Source organism: Segatella copri (genome assembly GCF_026015465.1).
Classification (GTDB): Bacteria; Bacteroidota; Bacteroidia; order Bacteroidales; family Bacteroidaceae; genus Prevotella; species Prevotella copri_E.
Genome location: NZ_JAPDUQ010000002.1, coordinates 20,040 through 40,403, shown reverse-complemented (window position 1 = coordinate 40,403; position 20,364 = coordinate 20,040). Strand labels below are relative to the sequence as shown.

Sequence of the window (20,364 nt, the reverse complement as noted above, 5' to 3'; positions counted from 1 at the left end):
TGTTATGGAACAAAGAGTAATCATATCAACCCAACTGGAAAGCGAACTGGTAAGTGCACTTTCTGAGTGTGAGCACGACAAGCTTTTTGTGCTTACAGATACTACGACATTGGAACTATGCATGCCTGTATTGCAGAGTTTTTACTGCATGAAGGAAGCCCATATCATCACTATTCCGGCTACCGACAGCCATAAAGACATCGACAGCCTGATGATGGTATGGAAAGGACTGCAGGAGGGAGGAGCTTCACGCCACTCCTGTATGATTAATCTGGGCGGCGGCATGGTAACCGACCTGGGTGGCTTTGCTGCCAGCACTTTTAAGAGAGGTATCAACTTTATCAATATCCCTACCACCCTGCTGGCTATGGTAGACGCATCGGTAGGTGGAAAGACAGGCATCAACTTCGGCGGATTGAAGAACGAAGTAGGTGTATTCAATGATTCAAAATTTGTTATTCTCGATACAGAGTTCCTGAAGACGCTCGATGCAGAAAACATCTGTTCGGGCTATGCAGAAATGCTGAAACATGGTCTGATTTCTACAGAAGCAATGTGGGAAGAACTGGTCAGTTTCGACCTCGACAAGCCTGATTTGAAGCAGTTGCAGCGCATGGTAGGCGACAGCGTGAAGGTAAAGGAGCGCATTGTAGAGCAGGATCCGCACGAGCAGGGCATCCGCAAGGCGCTGAACCTGGGGCATACTTTCGGTCATGCATTCGAGAGTTGGGCTTTGAAGCGCAAGCCTATCCTGCATGGTTATGCAGTGGCATTCGGTCTCATCCCTGAACTCTATCTGAGTGTTGCCAAAACCGGATTCCCTACTGAGAAGATGCGCCAGACCGTAAACTTCATCAAGGAATTCTATGGTTCACTGGATATTACCTGCGATGACTATGATGAGCTCATCGAACTGATGCACCACGACAAGAAGAACCAGAATGGCATCATCAACTTCACGATGCTAGGTGGCATAGGCGATATCCGTATCAACCAGACAGCTACGACAGAAGAGATCAAGGAAGCACTCGATTTCTTCAGAGAAGGATAATTCAGCTAAAGAATCTTTCTTCAGAGAATCTCTTTAAAGAAGGATAGCACGCTTCGGCTTTCCGGTTTCGGTAAGCGGAAGCTGGTTTACATGAAGGTATTCTCTAGGAATCCAATATTTATGATCAGATAAGAGGCGGCGAACAGTCGCCTCTATTTTTTCCATATCCTCATCTTCCGTCAAGAGGACAGCAATTTCTCCAAACTTCCCGTCTTTCTTCTTGACAATCATGAAAGCTTTTTCGAGATAAGGTTTCAACAGAGCCTCAACCTCTTCTATCTGAATCTTGATGCCTCCGCTGCAAATCACATTGTCTTTTCTGCCTTTGATGCGAAAACGGAGTTTTTCCACCTTATTATATATATAGGATTCTATTTCCACTATATCGTTCGTTACCAGGGGCTCTGCACAGACCTGCGGAGCATCTATCACCAGACATCCTTCCTCGGTCTGACTGATTTTCACACTATCGAAAGGCTGGTACCATTCGCTAGCCTCAGCACCGTTAATTCTTCTCAGGGCAATATGCGAGAGCGTTTCGGTCATTCCGTAGGTACTCCAGATGGCAATATCGCCGGGAAGAGCCTTCAGTTTCTGTTCGAGAGCCTCATCTATGGCTCCACCACCGATAATAAGATGCCTGATGCGGCAGAGACGAGCCCGCTCTTCAGGAACCTGCAGGGTATTATAAACCTGCATCGGGACCATCGCAGCGAAGGTAATCTCTTCATTTACATCTTTCAAAGGATGCCCACTTGGGTAAACTGAAATAAGATGGAGATGGCGCTCTATACTCCGCACCACCACCATCTTACCTGCAATATAATCGAGCGACATACAGAGCAGGGCGCTATCACCAGGTTTCAATCCCAGGAAATCACAAGTGATGCGGGCCGAGTTGAGCATCCGCTTTTTCTCAACCAACATCGGTTTAGGCTTGCCTGTAGAACCACTTGTATGAACAAGCATCCGGTCGCTACCGTTATTCCATTCTGAAAGGAATTCTTCTAAAGTCATTTTACTACAAACAGTTTGTCACCACGAATCTCCAAAGGCATCGGTATATTATCAGTAAAGAGCTGTCCGGTGCCCAAGCCTTGCGGCATCTTGACATTAGGACCATATACTTTAGCTGCATAATGAGCAATAGCATTCAGACCGATATTACTCTCAAGAGCAGAAGTAATCCAGCTGCCGATACCGCGCTGGTTAGCCAGTTCTACCCACTCGTTACATCCATAGATTCCACCATGAAGTGAAGGCTTGAGGATGATATACTGAGGACGGACCGTATCGAGCAAAGCCTGCTTCATACTCCGGACATTCACACCAATCAACTCCTCGTCTAGGGCGATAGGAAGCGGTGTTTCGCGACAAAGCTGAGCCATCTTAGGCCACTGATGCTGCTTGATAGGCTGCTCAATCGAATGAATGTCATATTTAGCCAAAGCCTCCAGCTGACTCATTGCATTCTCCGGCAAGAAGCCGCCATTGGCATCTACACGCAACTCAACCTGCTCCTTGGTATACACATCACGGATGCGCTTGATGAGATCGAGTTCCTTGAAAAAATCGATGGCACCGATCTTCAGTTTCACGCAATGGAAACCCGCCTGGAGCTTCTCCTCCAACCGGGCCAGCATTTCCTCGTAAGTACCCATCCACACCAATCCGTTGATTGTGATACCTTCTTCACCTCTTCCGAAAGGAGAATCGAAAAGATCTGTCAGGTTCTCCATTCCGGCTGGAACAGAAACCCCTTTCTGCTTCAACATTTCTGAAGAAGAAGATGCTCCTTCAGCAGGAACAATCTCCAAAAACTTCTTCGCTGCATCGAAGAACGAAGCGAAGGCTGTTTCCAAACCGAAGGTGATGCTAGGATAAGCACGAATCATATCGTAAGGAATGCGTCCCATCTGCTCCACCATCTGACAAACCTGTCGCAGGGTCATCTCATATTCCGGTTTGGCATCGCAACTGAGATCAGGGAGCGTAGCACACTCTCCCACTCCCTCTACTCCCGGCAATTCATCCGATGTAAGGGTGAGATAATAACTGTGTCTCGTGGTATATACGCCACGAGACGTGCCTGCCGGCTGCTTGAAGTGGAGCGTGCGCTCCGAGATTTCTATCTTATACATTCTTTATATAATCTATATATCAATACAATTGAATTCTTCACTCTTCGTTCTTCACTTCCCTTCCCCTACTTTTTCTGTTTCAATTCGTAGAGATCCTTACGGCGGTCGCGAAGATTTCTTACAGCACCGTAGGTATGAAGCTCATTCAAGAGATTCAGGTCAACATCTGATACGAGAATCATCTCGGTATTAGGTGTTGCCTCTGAACGCTTGCCATCGTTAGGGAAAGCAAAGTCGCAAGGGGTGAACACGGCGCTCTGGGCATACTGGATATCCATGTTGTGAACACGTGGCAGGTTGCCCACACTACCCGCAATGGCAACATAGCACTCGTTCTCGATGGCACGGGCCTGTGCACATACTCTTACTCGGGAGTAAGCATTCTGGGTATCGGTCATGAATGGAACGAAGAGAATCTGCATGCCATCCTCAGCCATTAATCTTGACAACTCAGGGAACTCCACATCATAGCAGATGACGATACCAATCTTACCGCAATCGGTATCAAAGGTCTGGATATGGCTACCACCACTCAATCCCCAGCACTTCTGCTCATCTGGTGTAACATGAATCTTCTCGTACATGTCTACGCTACCATCTCTGCGGCAGAGGAAGCCCACATTATAGAGGGAATCGTCCTTAAGATAAGGCATACTACCCGTGATGATATTGATGTTGTAACTGATGGCCAACTCGCGGAAACGGTCACGGATTTCTTCGGTATACTGCGCCATCTTTCGGATGCTCTGCGCCTCACCCAAATCATTGAAACGAGCCATCAAAGGCGCATTGAAATACTCTGGAAAGAGTATGAAATCGCTCTTGTAATCGCTCACAGAATCAACGAAGAACTCAACCTGTTCAAAGAGGTCATCCACCGAAGCGTATGGGCGCATCTGCCACTGTACCAATCCGATTCTTACGGTTGGCTTGCGGTCTACATAAGAATCCGTAGGCGGCTGATAATAGATGTTATCCCACTGCAAGAGGGTGGCGCAGTGTTCGCTCTCCTCATCGCTAGGAAGATAGTTGCGGATTACGCGGCGCACGTGGAAATCATTGGAAAGCTGGAAGGTAAGAACCGGGTCATAGATTTCACGGTTTCTTACATGCTCAATATACTCCTTAGGGCGCATCTTATCGGCATACTTGTGATAGTTTGGTATACGACCGCCAAACATGATAGCCTTCAGATTGAGCTTCTCGCAGAGTTCCTTGCGATACTCATACATACGGCGAGCCAGGCGCAAACCACGATAATCAGGGTGGATAAATACCTCGATGCCGTAAAGAATGTTTCCATTAGGATCGTGAGTATTGAAGGTTTCATTACCCGTAACCTGAGCATAGGTATGATCGCCCTTCACCATATTATAATTGACGATGATAGAGAGCGCACAGCCCACAATCTTATCATCAACGATAATAACCACCTGACCCTCAGGGAAGATAGTAATGAGTTTCTTAATCTGTTCTTTTGTCCAGAATACATCTGAGTCTGCGTAAATACGCTTAAACGACTTGGCAAGCTGATCATAATCCTCCATACGGAGGTTGCGCATGCCTACCTTTTCGATTTTTCGAGTTGGTTCCATAACAACTGTATTTTTATTATTATCTAAATCCGGGTGCAAAGATACAGCAAATTATAGATACGACAAAGAGTTTTCGCAAATAATTGACATTTACGAAAACTCTTTTCATGTATTTTACACAAAGAGCGCGTTTACGCTTAAAATCAGATGCTAATATTTGGCATTTTCCTGTGGAATCGCTTCATCATGATCATTCAGATAAAACAACTTCACAGGATGATACTTCTCACTTGCCACAGAATATTCTTCCTGGCGATAACGGGTCAGGATGCCTCCTATCCCCAACATCGTATGAAAAGCCGAAAGACTCGTCTGTACCTGTTGGGTACGATGACCAGACAAAGTTTTCAGTATTCCCGGATATTGCTTTCCATAACCTTCTGATGTCCAGATGATGAAAGGAACATGCAGTTCATAATCAGATGCCTTCGGGGCGGCGTGCAGAAAGAGGCGACGGTCATCATCAAAGATATTCTCTCCATGGTCGCTGGTATAGAGCAGCGCCGATGTAGGTTGGCTATATACCCCATCCGTCTTTGCCTGAGTCTTCTCCCATTTCTGCAGACGTTCTACGATACCATGCAGGATATAATCGGTATACCGGATGGTATTATCGTATGCATTCAGCAGGTCACGCCGGTTCTCTGGCTTCGCTTCGCTCTTACTGTCAGGTTTAAAGAAAGCGAAATTACGGGGATAGCGCTCTTGGTAATTAAAGTGAGAACCATAAGTATGAAGTACCACGAAGAGTTTCCGATAACGGTATTGCTTGGATGAAGAAGCATCTGCCGCAGGCAATATCCCATCCAACTTCTGCAACAAATCACTATCATAATGATTATCTTTTGCAGAAGCACCTTCCTTCAGGAAGTAATGTTCATCAGCCTGTTCGCCAAGGAAATCAATAAAAGAATGATTAGGCAGCTGATTGCTGATAAATACGGTATGAAATCCCGCCTCCCTGAAAGCTGCCAGGATACCTTTCTCATGAAAGAGACGTTCGAAATCCTCTGCTGATGCAGCCGACAGGAGCATAGGAACACTCTTATGCGTAGTATTACTCTGGGTTGTAGCATCGGGAAAAGCTATGATTCCAGGAGTCTTGGAAAGCAAAGGATTGGTATCGCGCGGATAGCCATAGAGACTGAAATTGTGGGCTCTCGCCGTCTCTCCCACCACCATCACATACACCTCGGGAGCCTCAGCATCGTGCTCGCTCCTGGCATCAAACCTGAAATTTCTGCTTGCCTCCCTGTAATTCTCTGAAGCCGCATCACGCTCGAAAGCAAGATAGAGATTATAGCAAACGTTAACAGGATAAAGCTGGTTGCGCAAGCGATAATCATCTACAGCCACATAGCAAGCCAGCAGACAGAATAAACCGACAGCAGCTATCTCCAAAGCCCAACGACGCACTCGATGCTGGAGTTGAACCACTATCATCCCTTTCTTGCTGATATTGACAACAGCCAGAACCAGCAAAGGAAGATAAACCACAAAAACACCCACCACAGCAGGCAACAGATTATCAAGCAGTTCCTTCACCTCGCCAGGATTGGTAGTTACAAGATTCAGAAACATATCTACCGCTATCACTCCCGTCCCGAAGAGATAAAGCAATACCAGTTGGAAGGCAGCGAAAAAAACAAAAAGAAAAGCCCACCAGATCATCTTACCCGGGCATCTGGTTAACGAAAAGAACCACATGTAGAGTGCCAAAGGCAGCAACACATTGGCACCACAAGCCCAAGGAGCCAGACATTCAGTATAGCACAGAGCTATATTAGGCAACAACAATGCTCCCACAGCATACCCGTAAAGGAATGCTCCCGATGACACCTTATTATATATATCCGTAAAACTGTTCATTCTACTTTTTCATTAACACTTTAAAGAGCATTATCAAACTACATAAAGAGCATTATTACTAAAACGCTTCATTGATATTGAAGAGAAAACCAGACTGCCCCGACTTACCGAATCCATAATCCAGACGTACATTCACATTCTTCTTAAATTCCCAGCGATAACCTACACCGGCATTCGGCAAAATCTGTTTAGAGCGCAATGCCGAGAATTTCGGGAAGATGGTTCCTGCTCCAACCCACACTACGATGCCATTACGCTTCCATACATGTTGGCGCAACTCAACCGTTGCTTCCAGAGAATGCTTATCGCGATAACGGCCTTCATAATAGCCACGCATGGAATGAGTACCACCCAATTCAGCCATCATTCCCCACGAAGGATTGCCAAAGTTGAGGTTAGCCCCAATGTCCTCGGCAAGAACCGTTCCCTTACCCAGTTGCTGATAGGCATCAAAACGAAATGCCGTCGTACTGAAAGCATAATCATTTCCCATAAATCCAGGTCTGAACATCTGATTGATATTCAAACAGATACCACGATGTGGATTCGTAAGATTATCTCTGTTATCATATACCAGAGAAACGCCAGCTCCTACATTCCAAGTATGCTGATCCATGCCTTGCAGTAATTCCGGACGCTCAATATGTTTACCTATTACATAGTCATAACTCGCCATCGGTCCGATATAGAAATTATCTGCTACACGAAACAGGAAGCTAACTTCAGCCTGAGCCTGCCAACGCTTCATGTCACTCTTATTGGCATCGTTATCGCCCATCTCATAGCCTATTCCCCAAAAATCAGCGGGAAAAGAATAGAAATAAAGGTGATAATCGATGCGATATCTTCCTTTAGGAGCAATATGGTTACCACGGACACCCAACATATAGAAACCTACAGAACTGACATCACCATAAAGCGAGACATTAGAAGGAGGAAGAATACTGTCATTCGGATCAGTACGGTATAGTCCTGCTGCCACCAATCCCAATCCAAACTTGGTATCAGAGGCATAATGAGGACCACCTATCACACTAAAATCGAAACGCTTATGCTTCTTGTTTTTGTTGGAATCATTAAAGTAGTCAAGAATCCGGTTCACCCATGATTTCCCGGCACGTAAAGCCATCGTATCCACCTTCTCTGCAGATGAGATACTATCGGTTACAGAAAGCTCAGAGGCATAGCTGCCCAATGCCAACATCATAATAAGTATTGTCAGAATATGCTTCATTTTGTTGATTTTATTATTTTAATACACTAATGCTACATTATCAATCCACAAGGTATTGCCTGGAGTTCCGATATAGGCTCCACCATCGGATGAGGAGAACTGAAGAATCAGATGAGTAGGTTTTTCGTTAGCACTCGCCCATCCTACTTCTTTTACCGGCACACTCTTACCCTTGCTGTTACGGGCATAGTCAGTGGATCGCAGTCCCATAGTAGCAGCCTGATAACCTGCCATGTGGCGGATATCGCCATAATGGATTGTATAGGTAGCATCTTCCACCCATCTATCGGTACTCTTTCCGAATCTGACTACCATCGTACCCACACGTTTAGCTGTTATATTTCCCTTAGCATCTTCATGCCGTTTCTGCAGATAGAGCACAGCTATAGCATGATCTCGACCTGCAACCGTAGAGGCTCCGCTAAATCCATTCTGCTTGATACGATTGGCTGCATTAGGAAAAGAAGTCTTATAATCAAAGCGCAAAGCCTTAGGACGTGCGGTGAATGGTATACCCCAGTTTATGGCTTTAGGACCATCCTTGGTACTTGTTATCGGTTCACGAACATCACCCAGAAAGAGAGAACCGGCAGCCAAAACCTTGATATTGATGAGTCCCAGCACTTTTACTTTCTCTATATGGGTTACCAGTTTGGCACAATATCCACTACCATGTTTATCACGAAACACAGAGTTATTCGTCTTATAGATGCCCGATACATGTGCCAGGACATTAGAGGAACCCCAAGGCGAACCACCCTTATTGCTATAAGGAATATTACCATTGATAGTCATATTAGGTCCAACGGCATAAACTTTTTTCTGATTTCCTCCGATAATGCCTGATTCTTTGATATTCCTGATTACCCAGTGGTCCATATTACCATATTTAAAAGGAACCACCTTTTCCTGTCCCTTAACGGGAAGGCACGACAAGGTAGCAACCGCCATAACGATGCCTGATATTATTTTTTTCTTCATATCCGTTTCTTTTATATATCATTAAGGCTGCAAAGATAGAAAAATATTTTCTAGTTTTCAGTTTTCTTCGACATAAAGCATAAAAAATTAAGAAATAATAATATATTTACTGCATTTTAATTGCCATAAAACAAAAAAGTCCTGCATTTGCTGTTATAAACAAATACAGGACTCCTGATTCAATATACAAAACAAAATCTCTTGCACCGGTTACAATAAAAACATGTTCCGATTACTCCAAAAGCTATTATCGGTTTGAATACATATTATCGTAATACTTCTGGTAATCACCCGATGTTACATTATCCATCCATTCCTGGTTATCGAGATACCATTTTACGGTCTCCTCGATACCCTCCTCAAACTGGAGAGATGGCTCCCAGCCGAGTTCCTTCTGCAACTTTCTAGAGTCAATAGCATAACGCATATCGTGACCCTTTCTGTCTGTTACATAAGTGATGAGATCCATATCCTCGCCTTCCTTTCTGCCGAGCAATCTATCCACAGTCTTGATAACCACCTTGATGATATCGATATTCTTCCACTCGTTGAAACCACCAATGTTATAGGTCTCGGCAATCTTACCCTTGTGGAAAATCATATCGATGGCACGGGCATGATCTACTACATACAACCAGTCGCGCACGTTCTCACCCTTACCATATACTGGCAATGGCTTGCGATGACGAATATTGTTGATAAACAGCGGAATCAACTTCTCAGGGAACTGGTATGGACCGTAGTTGTTGGAGCAGTTGGTCACGATGGTAGGCATACCGTATGTATCGTGGAAAGCACGGACGAAGTGGTCTGAGCTTGCCTTGGATGCAGAATATGGAGAGTGAGGATTGTACTTGGTTGTCTCCAAGAAGAATTCCTCGCCGTAAGCCTCGTGGTTCTTATCGCTGGATGCCTTGGTAGTGAATGGTGCAGGGATGCCCTCAGGATGAGTCATCTGCAAGGCACCGTAAACCTCATCGGTAGAGATGTGGTAGAAGCGCTTACCCTCGTATCCCTCAGGAAGACTTTCCCAGTAAATCTTTGCCGCCTGGAGCAGAGACAGAGTACCCATCACGTTGGTCTGAGCGAAAGTGAATGGATCCTTGATACTTCTATCTACGTGGCTCTCGGCAGCGAGATGGATGATGCCATCCACCTGATAGTCCTGCATCAGTTTCAACATCAGGTCGAAATCACAGATATCACCCTTTACGAAAGTATAGTTAGGCTTGTCCTCGATGTCCTTGAGGTTAGCCAGGTTGCCTGCGTATGTCAACTTGTCGAGGTTGATGATGTGATACTCAGGATATTTGTTCACGAAAAGTCTTACTACGTGTGAGCCGATGAAACCAGCACCGCCCGTGATAATGATATTCTTCATTTCAATTAATAATTTATAATTAATAATTATTTTGCTGCCGCCAATTCAGCGATGCACTTCTTCAAACTGTCAGTCCAGTATGGCACCTTAAATCCGAAAGTCTGCTTCAGCTTACTCTTGTCAAGTACAGAGAAGTGAGGACGCTTCACTGGGCTTGGGAACTCCTCGCTGTAGCAAGGCTGTATATCGCAAGTATTTCCGCTCAGTTCGCAGATAATCTTAGCGAAATCAAACCAAGAGCAGACACCCTCATTAGAGAAGTGGTAGATGCCCGTCTTATCCAACTGGTCAGTTTCGATGATATGTGAGATGACAGCAGCCAGGTCGCCAGCATAAGTTGGAGTACCCACTTGGTCGAAGACCACCTTCAGGGTGTCGTGGCTTGCCGTGAGACTCTGCATGGTCTTCACGAAGTTCTTACCCCACTGCGAGTAGAGCCATGCTGTACGGATGATGATATGCTTGCATCCAGTAGCTTCAATACTCTTTTCGCCTGCAAGTTTCGTTTTACCATATACCCCCAAAGGATTCGTTTCCCAATCTTCACGGCAAGGTATATTCTTGTCGCCCTGAAAAACATAGTCGGTAGATACATGAATCAAAGTACCATCTACCTCCTTCATAGCCTGTGCCAAATTTCCCGCAGCAGTATTGTTGAGCAGATTAGCCAGATCGTAATCTGTTTCAGCCTTATCTACGTTGGTATAAGCAGCGCAGTTAACAATTACCTGAATATCATTCTCCCTCACCTTTTCTCGGATAGCGTCAAGATTGGTGATATCCAGTTTTTCATAGCCTTCAGCCACATCGGTGAAGACAAACTTGTGATTGCTTTTTGGGGCACAGATTTGCATTTCATGTCCCAATTGACCATTAGCGCCTGTTACTAATATATTCATTGTTTTAATATTTTATTCAATATAATATTTTAAAGTCTACTTACCATTTCCCTCTACACATGAAGAAAACTGATTTTTTCTCTCGAAATCTATTTACTACTACCTATATATATAAAATATGTGGCAAAGGTAAAAAAAAAAATTGAGTTGACCAAAAAAAAGAAAAGAAAAGAGAAGAAACTAACATATATTAAACAAAGACCGCCACACTTTTTCACAAAAGCATGGCGGTTTTCCCTAAAACATAATAGATAAGCTTTGCCTTTAAGGGCAAACTTGAATCATCAAGTAGCCTAGTCTATTACCAATCCTTTTTTCCCTAATATAAACTAAACCTGTTTTCCTATTTAAATCAACATACTAAATCAACAAAAGGAATTTTCTTTATCATTAAATACTTTTAGAAGACTTGAAGTGGTAATTAAACCATAAAAACTACTGTTTTCTGATTTCGTTTGCAAAGTTATATCATTTTTTTCAAAGTTGTATACCTAAGTAGCATTTTGGTAAAAAATCAGTCTACCAAAGAAACAGATAACTCATTAAGAATCAGACGCTTTAATATATTAACTATTTTTATCTAAAGTAAATGGCATTATATGAAAGGAAATTTGTATCTTTGCACCACAAAACGGACAAAAGGACGAAAATGACATTTAAAAGACGATTTTGTTATAATTATAAAGAAGCATTAAAGATGAAACTACTTATATATTTACTTCTTTTGCTTACTATGCCATTGGCTGCTCAAGGCAAAACGGACGAGAAGACTTTATTGGATTGTATTGACAAGATGATTGAAAACGACCAATATTATCAGGGAATCAAGGAAAAGGAATTGAAACATCTGAAGCGGCAAGCTTATGAAGCTGAAGACGACCAAACCCGACTACTGTTTCTTGACAGCATATATCATGCCTATAGTGCTTATCGCTACGACTCAGCATACGCATATATGAAACAGGGGCTTGAATTGGCAGAAAAATGTCATAACACCTATTATATATTACGTAACCAGATAAACCGGGCGTCCATACTCTCGGTGAGGGGATTTTATGGCAAAGCAGAAAGCTTACTCCAATCGCTCAATCCTGATGAGATGCCATACCAGCTGAAGCAATACTATTACTTCACATACGCCTGGCTCTACAACTATTGGGAATCATACGCCAAGAACTCAGATTATGCCGAAGAATTCCGTGCCCAGAAAAAACAGTATATGACCCTTCTGATACAGAGTTTCAACGAAAACAATAAGCATAACGTCTTCTATCAGTATCTCATGGGCGAATACGCCTATCTCCACAACCCTATCAGCAAGGAATCGCTCAACTATTATCTGAAGGCACTGAAGATGTCGCCAGCCAAATCCCGCATACATGCCATGTCGGCTTATGGTATAGCCAGATATTACAAAAATACCGGCAAATTCGACCTTTACGAGGAATATCTCGTAGAGGCATCCGTGAGCGATGGATTGTGCCAACTCAAAGAAACTGTTGCGCTTCAAAAGCTAGCCTACTACATCTTTAAAAAGGATGCGAGCAACAGTAAGAGAGCTGCCAAATATATCCAGCACACGATGGAAGATGCACAATTCTTCAACAACCAACTGCGCATGATGGAGATTTCCAACATCCTTCCAGTCATCGCTTCAGCCAACCAGCAGGCTGCCGAGCGCTCTCGTACCCGCTTTCTTTGGGGGTTCATTGGTGTAAGCATAGCGCTGGTCATCATCCTCATCCTCTCCTTAGTCAACAACCGACAGAAGAACAGACTGAAGAAAAACAAGGCTGAGATTGAAGAACAGAACGAGAAGCAGAAAGAGATGAATGCACAGCTCACCGAACTGAACCAGCAGCTGGTAGAGACCAATATCAAGCGAGAGACCTACATGCGCCTCTTTATGGACATCAGTGCGGCTTATATCAGCAAGTTATCAGATTACCGCAAACTGGTAAGCCGTAAGATCAAGGCAAACCAGACCGCCGATTTGCTGAAGAGTCTCAACACCCATAAATTGGAAGAAGAGGAATCACAGATGTTCTACAACCGGTTCGATAAGGCATTCATGGAGTTGTATCCGGGTTTCGTTACAGAATTGAACAAGCTTCTGCTGCCAGAATGTCAAATGGAAGTTCCTACTACTCACGACCTGACTACTGAGATTCGCATCTTTGCCCTGATGCGACTGGGTGTAACCGACAGCCAGGAGATTGCCACCCTGCTGCATTACTCCACCCAGACCATCTATAACTACAAGTCTGGAATGCGGGCAAAGGCGATTAATCGAGATACATTCGAATCAGATATCAATCAGCTTTGCCACATCATTAATAGTTAATAATTAATAGTTTACAGTTTATAGCATAAACCGCTTTGGCTATCTTGCTCAACGGCGCAGCCTCTATAAACTATTAACTATTAACTGTAAACTATTAACTAGCTTCTGTGTATCACGGTTCCGTTAGCCTGATGCGTAGCAAGAACCAGCACCTCAGCTATTTGCACGTGTTCCGGGGCACTTGCAGCATAGAAGGCTACATCAGCCACGTCATCACCGTTCAGAGGCTCTATGCCGCGGTAAACGTTGTCTGCGCGATTCTGGTCACCATGGAAACGGATGTTAGAGAAGTTTGTTTCAACCAAACCCGGTTTCACATTAGTAACACGCACTTTCGTATGTGCCACATCAATACGCAAGCCGTCTGTAATAGCCTTTACAGCCGCTTTGGTAGCACAATATACATTACCTCCAGCATAAGCAGCATCACCCGCCACACTACCTATATTGATTACATGACCATGATTACGCTCCACCATACCAGGTACTATCAGACGAGTCATGGTTAAGAGGCCCTTAATATTGGTATCAATCATCTGGTCCCAATCTTCAAAATCGCCCTCATATTCAGGTTCCAATCCACGTGCGAGTCCCGCATTATTGATAAGCACATCCACATTGCGCCACTCCTCAGGGATGTAATCCACCGCTTTCTTGGCAGCTTCACGGTTACGCACATCGAAAGCCAAGGCAAGCACCTCAACGCCCTCAGCCTCGAGTTCTTTCTTCAGGATTTCCAACTTTCCCGTGTTTCTACCTGTAAGAATCAGGTTATAGCCGCCACGGGCAAAACGACGTGCACAACCTTCACCAATACCGCTTGTTGCGCCTGTAATAAGAGCAATTTTATTCATATTCTTTGATACTTTGAATTATACTTAGAACTTTTGATACTTTGAACTTTATGATTAGCGAAGCAATTGAATTCTTCACTCTTCACTTAAAGAATAAGGACTCTGACCTCAGCATTCGCCATTTTTTCTATCTGGTTCATCGGACGTTTATAATAAACACTCTGGATAGCCTTGTTGATGATGCCATGCCCCACAGCAAGAACGGTCTGGTCAGGATAAGTAACCTTGAGCCAGGTAAGGAAATTCTGGGCTCTTGATTTCATCTTTTCCAGCGTCTCTATGTTGTCCGGCCAATCCTTTGGGTCCTTCGGCAGGTCAGGGATGAATTTACCCGTAAAATCGCCCCAATCGCGCTCTCTGAGCAAGGGAGTGGTGACAACGGGATGCGAGCCGGCGATAATTTCACAGGTCTGTATACTGCGATAGAGATCGCTCGATACGAAAACATCGATAGGTGTACCCGCCATTTTCCTGGCCACTTCCTCAGCCTGCTCAATACCTTTCATATTGAGTTTTCCCGGTGTTTGTCCCTGCATAATTTGCGCCTTGTTATCCACCGTTTCACCATGGCGCACCAAATATAATTTTGTCATTGTCTTTACTTTTTCCGTCTATATCAAAAATGAGTTTTTACTTTTCCTAAGTCTATACTCCAGACATAGTTTTTACTTTCACTAAGTCTCTTTCCAAGACATCATGATTCTGATTTTGCTTACAAAATTACGGCTTTCTATCGAGACCAACAAATAATTTGCGTTAAATATAGCAATAATTAGCGTTAAATATAGCAATAATTTAAGTTTATATAAAAAACTTCTTGCTAGTTTCGGATTTCTTTCGTAACTTTGCCCCGAAATAACAAAATCAGTTTTAGTATGAAGGTAATACACAGTTCAATATTCCGCGCAGTATGCGCCATCATCGTAGGAGTCCTGCTCATCCAATATCGTGAGCAGACCGTCACCTGGATAACCATCGCCATCGGTGTTTTGTTTTTCCTTTCAGGTGTCATCTCCCTTGCCAGTTATTGGGCAGCCAAGCGCAATGCAGAGAAGATGCAGGGCCAGATTCTGTATGATTCCAATGGTAAGCCTATCATGGGTATGATACCTAAATTCCCGCTTGTGAGTGTAGGCAGTCTTATCCTGGGATTGCTGCTTGCCCTGATGCCTCAGGTGTTTATCGCCTGGCTGATGTTCATCCTGGCATTCATTCTGATTCTGGGTGCTCTGACCCAGTTTGCCAACCTGGCTTCAGCAGCTAAGATGGGACGCGTAGGCATTCTCTTCTGGCTCTTCCCTTCAGCCCTTCTTCTGCTGGGTCTGCTCGCCATCATTAAGCCTTCAGCCATCGCCTCTGCTCCTCTTTTCATCATCGGTTGGGGTATGCTCATCTATGGAGTAGTAGAGCTTCTCAACGCCTTTAAAGTCTCCAACAACAAGAGAATCTGGCTGAAGAACCAGCAGCAGAAACAGGATTCAAAGGAGATTTATGTGGATGTAGAGGAAGTGAAGAACGAAGAGTAAAACAACGAAATCATTATATCATCATATATGAATAAAATTAAGTCTCTCTTTGCCTGGTTATGGCAAAAGTTTCGCGCATTCTGTACCTGGTACAAAGGATTGTATCAGGGCAGAGCGTGGTATACCAAGACCCTCGTTGCCTTGGCAAGTTGTATAGTCGCCTTCATCTTGTATCTGGGCGCAGTAGATATCAACTTCTTATGGCTCTTCGGCAAGTCACCTGGCTATTTCTCAGGCATCCTGGACCCACAGACCTCAGAGGCCTCTGAAATCTATTCGGCTGATGGAAAGCTCATCGGCAAGTATTTCAACGAAAATCGTACTCCGGTAGAATATGATGAGGTAACACCTGATTTCTTCAAGGCACTGGTAGATACCGAGGATGAACGATTCTACAAGCACATCGGTATCGATCCTATCGGTGTGTTTGCTGCTGCCAAGGATGCACTCCTCCATCATAACGGGCGCGGTGCTTCTACCATCACACAGCAGCTGGCGAAGAACATGTTCCGTGTACGTTCGCAATATTCTACCGGTTTGCTGGGCAAGATTCCTGTACTCCGCCTGCTCATCATCAAGAGCAAGGAGTGGATCATCGCGGTTAAACTCGAAACGGTGTTCAGCAAGAAGGAAATCATCACCATGTATGCTAATACGGTAGATTTCGGTAGCAATTCCTATGGTATCAAAACCGCTGCGAAGACCTACTTCAACACCACCCCTAAGGAGTTGACCACCGGTCAGGCTGCCGTGCTCGTAGGCATGCTCAAGGCTACCACCTACTACAACCCACGCACCAACCCGGAGAACAGTCTTGCACGCCGCAACACCGTATTATATAATATGGTGACACATGGCGATCTCTCAAAAGACAGATACAATGAACTGAAAGATGAGCCTATCAAGCTCGATTTCAAGGTAGAAGAAAACTACGACGGACAGGCTAAATACTTCCGTGAGGCAGTAGCCAACTACCTGAAAGACTGGTGTAAAGACGAAGGTTACGACCTCTATACCAGCGGTTTGAAGATTTATACCACCATCGATACCCGCATGCAGAAGTATGCAGAAGATGCAGCCCGCAAGCAGATGAAACAGGTACAGCAGAACTTCAACAACCACTGGAGCATCCGCCGTACCCAGGCAGGCAAAGGCAACTGGATGGGTCAGGATCCTTGGCAGGATGAGAACCACAACGTGATACCAAACTTCATCCAGGGCATCGCCGAGCGCCAGCCATTCTACAAGGCATTGGTAGCCCGCTTCCCTAATAATCCCGACTCAGTAAACTATTACTATAAGGAGTGGGTTCACCCGGTTAAGGTGTTCGATTATGACAAGGGCAGCATCACGATGAACATGACATCAGAAGACTCCATCAAGTATATGACCACCTTCATGCACTGCGCCTTTGTAGCCATGGAGCCACAGACCGGAGCAGTAAAGGCATGGGTGGGCGATATCGACTTCGACCACTGGAAGTATGACAAGGTAACAGCCGAGCGCCAGCCTGGTTCTACCTTCAAGCTCTTTGTTTATACCGAGGCGATGAATCAGGGTTTAACCCCTTGTGACAAGCGTCGCGACGAATATATCTCTATGGAGGTATACGATAAGAAGAAGCACGAAATGACCATCTGGCGTCCATCCAATGCCAATGGTTCGTTCTCGGGCGACAGTATCCCATTGAAGAGTGCCTTTGCCAAGAGTATCAACTCTGTGGCTGTAAGATTAGGACAGGAGATGGGCATCAAGCGCATCATCGAGACAGCCAAGAAGATGGGTATCAACAGTCCGCTGGATGACACCCCTTCTCTCGCCCTCGGTTCCAGCGATGTCAACCTTCTGGAGATGGCATGCGCCTACAGCACCATTGCCAACAATGGCAAGCACCACGATCCGGTATTGGTTACCAAGATTGTAGACCACGATGGTAAGGTGGTTTACGAGGGTCCTTCTACAGAAGAGCAGGTAATACCTTACAAGAGTGCCTTCCTCATGCAGCAGCTCTTACAGGGCGGTATGAAGGAGCCGGGAGGTACATCCCAGAGTCTCTGGGGCTATGTAGGCAACTACCGTGATACAGAGTTCGGTGGAAAGACAGGTACCACCAATAACCACTCCGATGCCTGGTTCATGTGTGTGAGCCCTAAGCTCGTAGTTGGTGCCTGGGTAGGAGGCGAATACCGCTGTCTCCACTTCCGCACCGGAGCCTTGGGTCAGGGTTCGAGAACCGCTCTTCCTGTGTGCGGTTACTTCCTCCAGAGTGTCTTTGGCGACCCAGCCTTCCAGCAGTATCACGGCAAGTTTGACAAGCCACAGGACAGCGATATCACCAGCGATATGTACATCTGTGCAAGCTATGCACCAAAGCCAAAGGTAGATACCACCAAGGTAGACAGTACCGCCTTCCAGGAAGAGATTGTTCTCGATGACGAAGGCAACCCTATCATCCGCGAGGTTCCTGCCAAGAAGGCTGAAAGCGAATCTGCCACCGGTACTGCCACCACAGAAGAAAAGAAAGAGAAGAAGAAGGCCAAGCCAACCGAGCAGCCAATCAACTTCGATGATCTTTAAATTTAGTTTATAGTTTATAGTTTATAGCGGCTACGCCGTTTAGCAAGAAGGCGATTTAATGTGGCTTATGCTATAAACTATAAATTATAAACTATAAATTAAATACAATGATTGATCTCGACAACCCGGAGTTGCAGAATGCACTCCAAATCATACAGTTTACCCGTCGTTCGCTTTTCCTTACCGGAAAGGCGGGGACGGGTAAATCTACTTTTTTACGTTATATAGCCGCTAATACCAAGAAGAAACATATCATTCTTGCCCCAACAGGCATTGCGGCCATCAACGCCGGAGGAAGCACGCTCCACAGCTTTTTCAAGCTTCCTTTCCACCCGCTGCTACCCAACGACAGCATGTATTCCGTCCGCAACATCCGCAACACCCTGAAGTATAATTCAGAGAAGATAAAGATTATCCGCGAGGTAGAGCTCATCATCATCGATGAGATCAGTATGGTTCGTGCCGATATCATCGATTTCCTGGACAAGATATTGCGGGTATATTGCCGCAACATGCGAGAGCCTTTCGGGGGCAAGCAGCTGCTTCTGGTGGGCGATATCTTCCAGCTGGAGCCTGTGGTAAGAGAGGACGACCGCCGTCTGCTCAGCCCCTTCTACCGCAGCAGTTTCTTCTTCAATGCCAAGGTGTTCGAATACTTCAAGCTCGTGAGCATTGAACTCAAGAAGGTATACCGTCAGAGCGATCCCGTTTTCATCAGCATCCTCGACCATATCCGCACGTCTCAGGTGCCCATGCAGGATCTCCAGCGCCTCAACCAGCGCGTGGGAGCCCAGCTCGATGAGAGCGATTCCAAACTTGCCATCACCCTCTCTACACGCCGCGATACGGTAGATTACATCAACGACAGCCAACTCCAGCGTCTTCCGGGAGAGCCTTGCCTCTTCCGTGGCCACATACAGGGCGAGTTTCCGGAGAGCAGTCTCCCTACCCCTATCGAGCTGTACCTCAAGACGGGGGCTCAGGTTATCTTCATCAAGAATGATATCGAGCATCAGTGGGTGAATGGCACGCTGGGCACCATCATCGGTTTTGATGAGGATGAGGATGCCAAGATTTATGTGCGCACCGAGGAAGGCAAGGATGTGATGGTGGAGCCTGCGGCATGGAGCAACATGAGATACCATTTCAATGAGGTTGAGAAAAAGATTGAGGAGGAAGAGATTGGCAGATACGAGCAGTACCCCATCCGTCTGGCTTGGGCGATAACGGTTCATAAGAGCCAGGGCCTCACCTTCAACCAGGTGAAGATTGATTTCACGGGTGGTGTCTTTGCGGGCGGACAGACGTATGTTGCCTTGTCCCGCTGCACCAGTCTCGAGGGCATCAGTCTTCAGGAGCCGTTGCGTCAGAGTGATGTTTTCGTGCGCAATGATGTCAAGCAGTTTGCCCGTCATTATAACGACCAGAGCACCATCAACACAGCGCTTACCCAGAGTAAGGCCGACAAGCAGTATCATGATGCCGTCAAGGCCTTTGACAGGGGCGATATGCAGTCGGCTCTCGACAACTTCTTCCTTGCCATCCACAGCCGTTATGATATCGAGCAGCCGCTTGCCAAGCGTTTCATCCGCAGAAAGCTGAACAGGGTGAACGAGCTTCAGGCAGAGAACGAGCGGTTGCGCGAAGAAATAAGAAAGAAGAATGAAGAGAAGGAGAAGCAGCAGAAGTTCCTCAAGCGCCTTGCCACGGAGTATGTGATTATGGGGAAGGAGTGCGAAAAAGAGGGAATGAAAGAGGCTGCCATCATGAATTACCGCAAGGCCCTTACCCTTTATCCTGAGCACCCGGAGGCGAAAAAAAGGCTTTTAAAAGTAAAAAGGTAAAAAGCAATATAGATAAAACAAAAAAAACAGGCAAAATCACTTGCCTGTTTTTTTGTTTTATCTATAAG

The 20,364-nt window shown here is 45.4% G+C and carries 15 protein-coding genes; 5 read left to right on the top strand and 10 right to left on the bottom strand.

From position 1 onward, the window contains the following. The first annotated feature begins 4 nt into the window (after nt 1–4). Entirely contained in the window at nt 5–1,051 is a 1,047-nt protein-coding gene (gene aroB, locus ONT08_RS07000; RefSeq protein ID WP_264959593.1) for a 3-dehydroquinate synthase, read from the top strand. A 33-nt stretch (nt 1,052–1,084) separates the two neighbouring features. Here the strand turns inward: aroB and ONT08_RS06995 are convergent, their stop codons facing one another. From ONT08_RS06995 to rfbD, 8 genes are all read right to left on the bottom strand, one after another. Further along, nucleotides 1,085–2,068, bottom strand: coding sequence for an AMP-binding protein (locus tag ONT08_RS06995; RefSeq protein ID WP_264959592.1), 984 nt, complete (start codon nt 2,066–2,068; stop codon nt 1,085–1,087). Further along, on the bottom strand, nt 2,065–3,192 hold the full coding sequence (locus ONT08_RS06990) for an o-succinylbenzoate synthase (protein ID WP_264959591.1): 1,128 nt from the start codon (nt 3,190–3,192) through the stop codon (nt 2,065–2,067). The genes ONT08_RS06995 and ONT08_RS06990 overlap by 4 nt, the downstream gene beginning before the upstream one ends. A 65-nt stretch (nt 3,193–3,257) precedes the next feature. Then, nucleotides 3,258–4,787: a carbon-nitrogen hydrolase family protein gene (locus tag ONT08_RS06985; protein WP_117587178.1), complete on the bottom strand. Its 1,530-nt coding sequence runs from the start codon at nt 4,785–4,787 to the stop codon at nt 3,258–3,260. A 150-nt stretch (nt 4,788–4,937) separates the two neighbouring features. Next, on the bottom strand, nt 4,938–6,656 hold the full coding sequence (locus tag ONT08_RS06980) for a phosphoethanolamine transferase (protein ID WP_119236325.1): 1,719 nt from the start codon (nt 6,654–6,656) through the stop codon (nt 4,938–4,940). A 58-nt stretch (nt 6,657–6,714) separates the two neighbouring features. Next, a complete protein-coding gene (locus ONT08_RS06975; RefSeq protein ID WP_418332022.1) occupies nt 6,715–7,890 on the bottom strand; it encodes a BamA/TamA family outer membrane protein in 1,176 nt (391 codons plus the stop codon). Between the two features lie 18 nt (nt 7,891–7,908). Then, nucleotides 7,909–8,871: a PCMD domain-containing protein gene (locus ONT08_RS06970; protein WP_259301875.1), complete on the bottom strand. Its 963-nt coding sequence runs from the start codon at nt 8,869–8,871 to the stop codon at nt 7,909–7,911. Nucleotides 8,872–9,118: 247 nt separating this feature from the next. Then, nucleotides 9,119–10,252: a dTDP-glucose 4,6-dehydratase gene (locus tag ONT08_RS06965; RefSeq protein ID WP_117587181.1), complete on the bottom strand. Its 1,134-nt coding sequence runs from the start codon at nt 10,250–10,252 to the stop codon at nt 9,119–9,121. Nucleotides 10,253–10,278: 26 nt separating this feature from the next. Further along, nucleotides 10,279–11,151 (bottom strand): dTDP-4-dehydrorhamnose reductase, encoded by an 873-nt coding sequence (rfbD, locus tag ONT08_RS06960; RefSeq protein WP_117587182.1) that lies wholly within the window; start codon nt 11,149–11,151, stop codon nt 10,279–10,281. Between the two features lie 697 nt (nt 11,152–11,848). Between rfbD and ONT08_RS06955 the strand changes: the two genes are divergently transcribed. Further along, nucleotides 11,849–13,495, top strand: coding sequence for a DUF6377 domain-containing protein (locus ONT08_RS06955; protein ID WP_264959590.1), 1,647 nt, complete (start codon nt 11,849–11,851; stop codon nt 13,493–13,495). A gap of 98 nt (nt 13,496–13,593) precedes the next feature. Here ONT08_RS06955 and ONT08_RS06950 read toward each other — a convergent pair whose 3' ends face one another. Beyond that, entirely contained in the window at nt 13,594–14,349 is a 756-nt protein-coding gene (locus ONT08_RS06950) for an SDR family oxidoreductase (protein ID WP_117587184.1), read from the bottom strand. A gap of 86 nt (nt 14,350–14,435) precedes the next feature. Next, nucleotides 14,436–14,942 carry a histidine phosphatase family protein gene (locus ONT08_RS06945; RefSeq protein WP_118064606.1) on the bottom strand — a complete coding sequence of 169 codons (507 nt, stop codon included), beginning with the start codon at nt 14,940–14,942 and terminating at the stop codon, nt 14,436–14,438. A 282-nt stretch (nt 14,943–15,224) separates the two neighbouring features. Here ONT08_RS06945 and ONT08_RS06940 point away from each other — a divergent pair, with 282 nt between their 5' ends. The 3 genes from ONT08_RS06940 (at nt 15,225) to ONT08_RS06930 (ending at nt 20,296) form a co-directional block, all read left to right on the top strand. Beyond that, nucleotides 15,225–15,875, top strand: coding sequence for a DUF308 domain-containing protein (locus ONT08_RS06940; RefSeq protein ID WP_264959589.1), 651 nt, complete (start codon nt 15,225–15,227; stop codon nt 15,873–15,875). A 27-nt stretch (nt 15,876–15,902) separates the two neighbouring features. After that, a complete protein-coding gene (locus tag ONT08_RS06935; protein WP_264959588.1) occupies nt 15,903–18,452 on the top strand; it encodes a transglycosylase domain-containing protein in 2,550 nt (849 codons plus the stop codon). Nucleotides 18,453–18,559: 107 nt separating this feature from the next. Further along, entirely contained in the window at nt 18,560–20,296 is a 1,737-nt protein-coding gene (locus tag ONT08_RS06930) for an AAA family ATPase (RefSeq protein ID WP_264959587.1), read from the top strand. Nucleotides 20,297–20,364: the final 68 nt, after the last annotated feature.

Coding starts and splice junctions, on each gene's coding strand:
- aroB (WP_264959593.1), top strand. CDS start 5: ATGGAACAAAGAGTAATCATATCAACCCAACTGGAAAGCGAACTGGTA.
- ONT08_RS06995 (WP_264959592.1), bottom strand. CDS start 2,068: ATGACTTTAGAAGAATTCCTTTCAGAATGGAATAACGGTAGCGACCGG.
- ONT08_RS06990 (WP_264959591.1), bottom strand. CDS start 3,192: ATGTATAAGATAGAAATCTCGGAGCGCACGCTCCACTTCAAGCAGCCG.
- ONT08_RS06985 (WP_117587178.1), bottom strand. CDS start 4,787: ATGGAACCAACTCGAAAAATCGAAAAGGTAGGCATGCGCAACCTCCGT.
- ONT08_RS06980 (WP_119236325.1), bottom strand. CDS start 6,656: ATGAACAGTTTTACGGATATATATAATAAGGTGTCATCGGGAGCATTC.
- ONT08_RS06975 (WP_418332022.1), bottom strand. CDS start 7,890: ATGAAGCATATTCTGACAATACTTATTATGATGTTGGCATTGGGCAGC.
- ONT08_RS06970 (WP_259301875.1), bottom strand. CDS start 8,871: ATGAAGAAAAAAATAATATCAGGCATCGTTATGGCGGTTGCTACCTTG.
- ONT08_RS06965 (WP_117587181.1), bottom strand. CDS start 10,252: ATGAAGAATATCATTATCACGGGCGGTGCTGGTTTCATCGGCTCACAC.
- rfbD (WP_117587182.1), bottom strand. CDS start 11,151: ATGAATATATTAGTAACAGGCGCTAATGGTCAATTGGGACATGAAATG.
- ONT08_RS06955 (WP_264959590.1), top strand. CDS start 11,849: ATGAAACTACTTATATATTTACTTCTTTTGCTTACTATGCCATTGGCT.
- ONT08_RS06950 (WP_117587184.1), bottom strand. CDS start 14,349: ATGAATAAAATTGCTCTTATTACAGGCGCAACAAGCGGTATTGGTGAA.
- ONT08_RS06945 (WP_118064606.1), bottom strand. CDS start 14,942: ATGACAAAATTATATTTGGTGCGCCATGGTGAAACGGTGGATAACAAG.
- ONT08_RS06940 (WP_264959589.1), top strand. CDS start 15,225: ATGAAGGTAATACACAGTTCAATATTCCGCGCAGTATGCGCCATCATC.
- ONT08_RS06935 (WP_264959588.1), top strand. CDS start 15,903: ATGAATAAAATTAAGTCTCTCTTTGCCTGGTTATGGCAAAAGTTTCGC.
- ONT08_RS06930 (WP_264959587.1), top strand. CDS start 18,560: ATGATTGATCTCGACAACCCGGAGTTGCAGAATGCACTCCAAATCATA.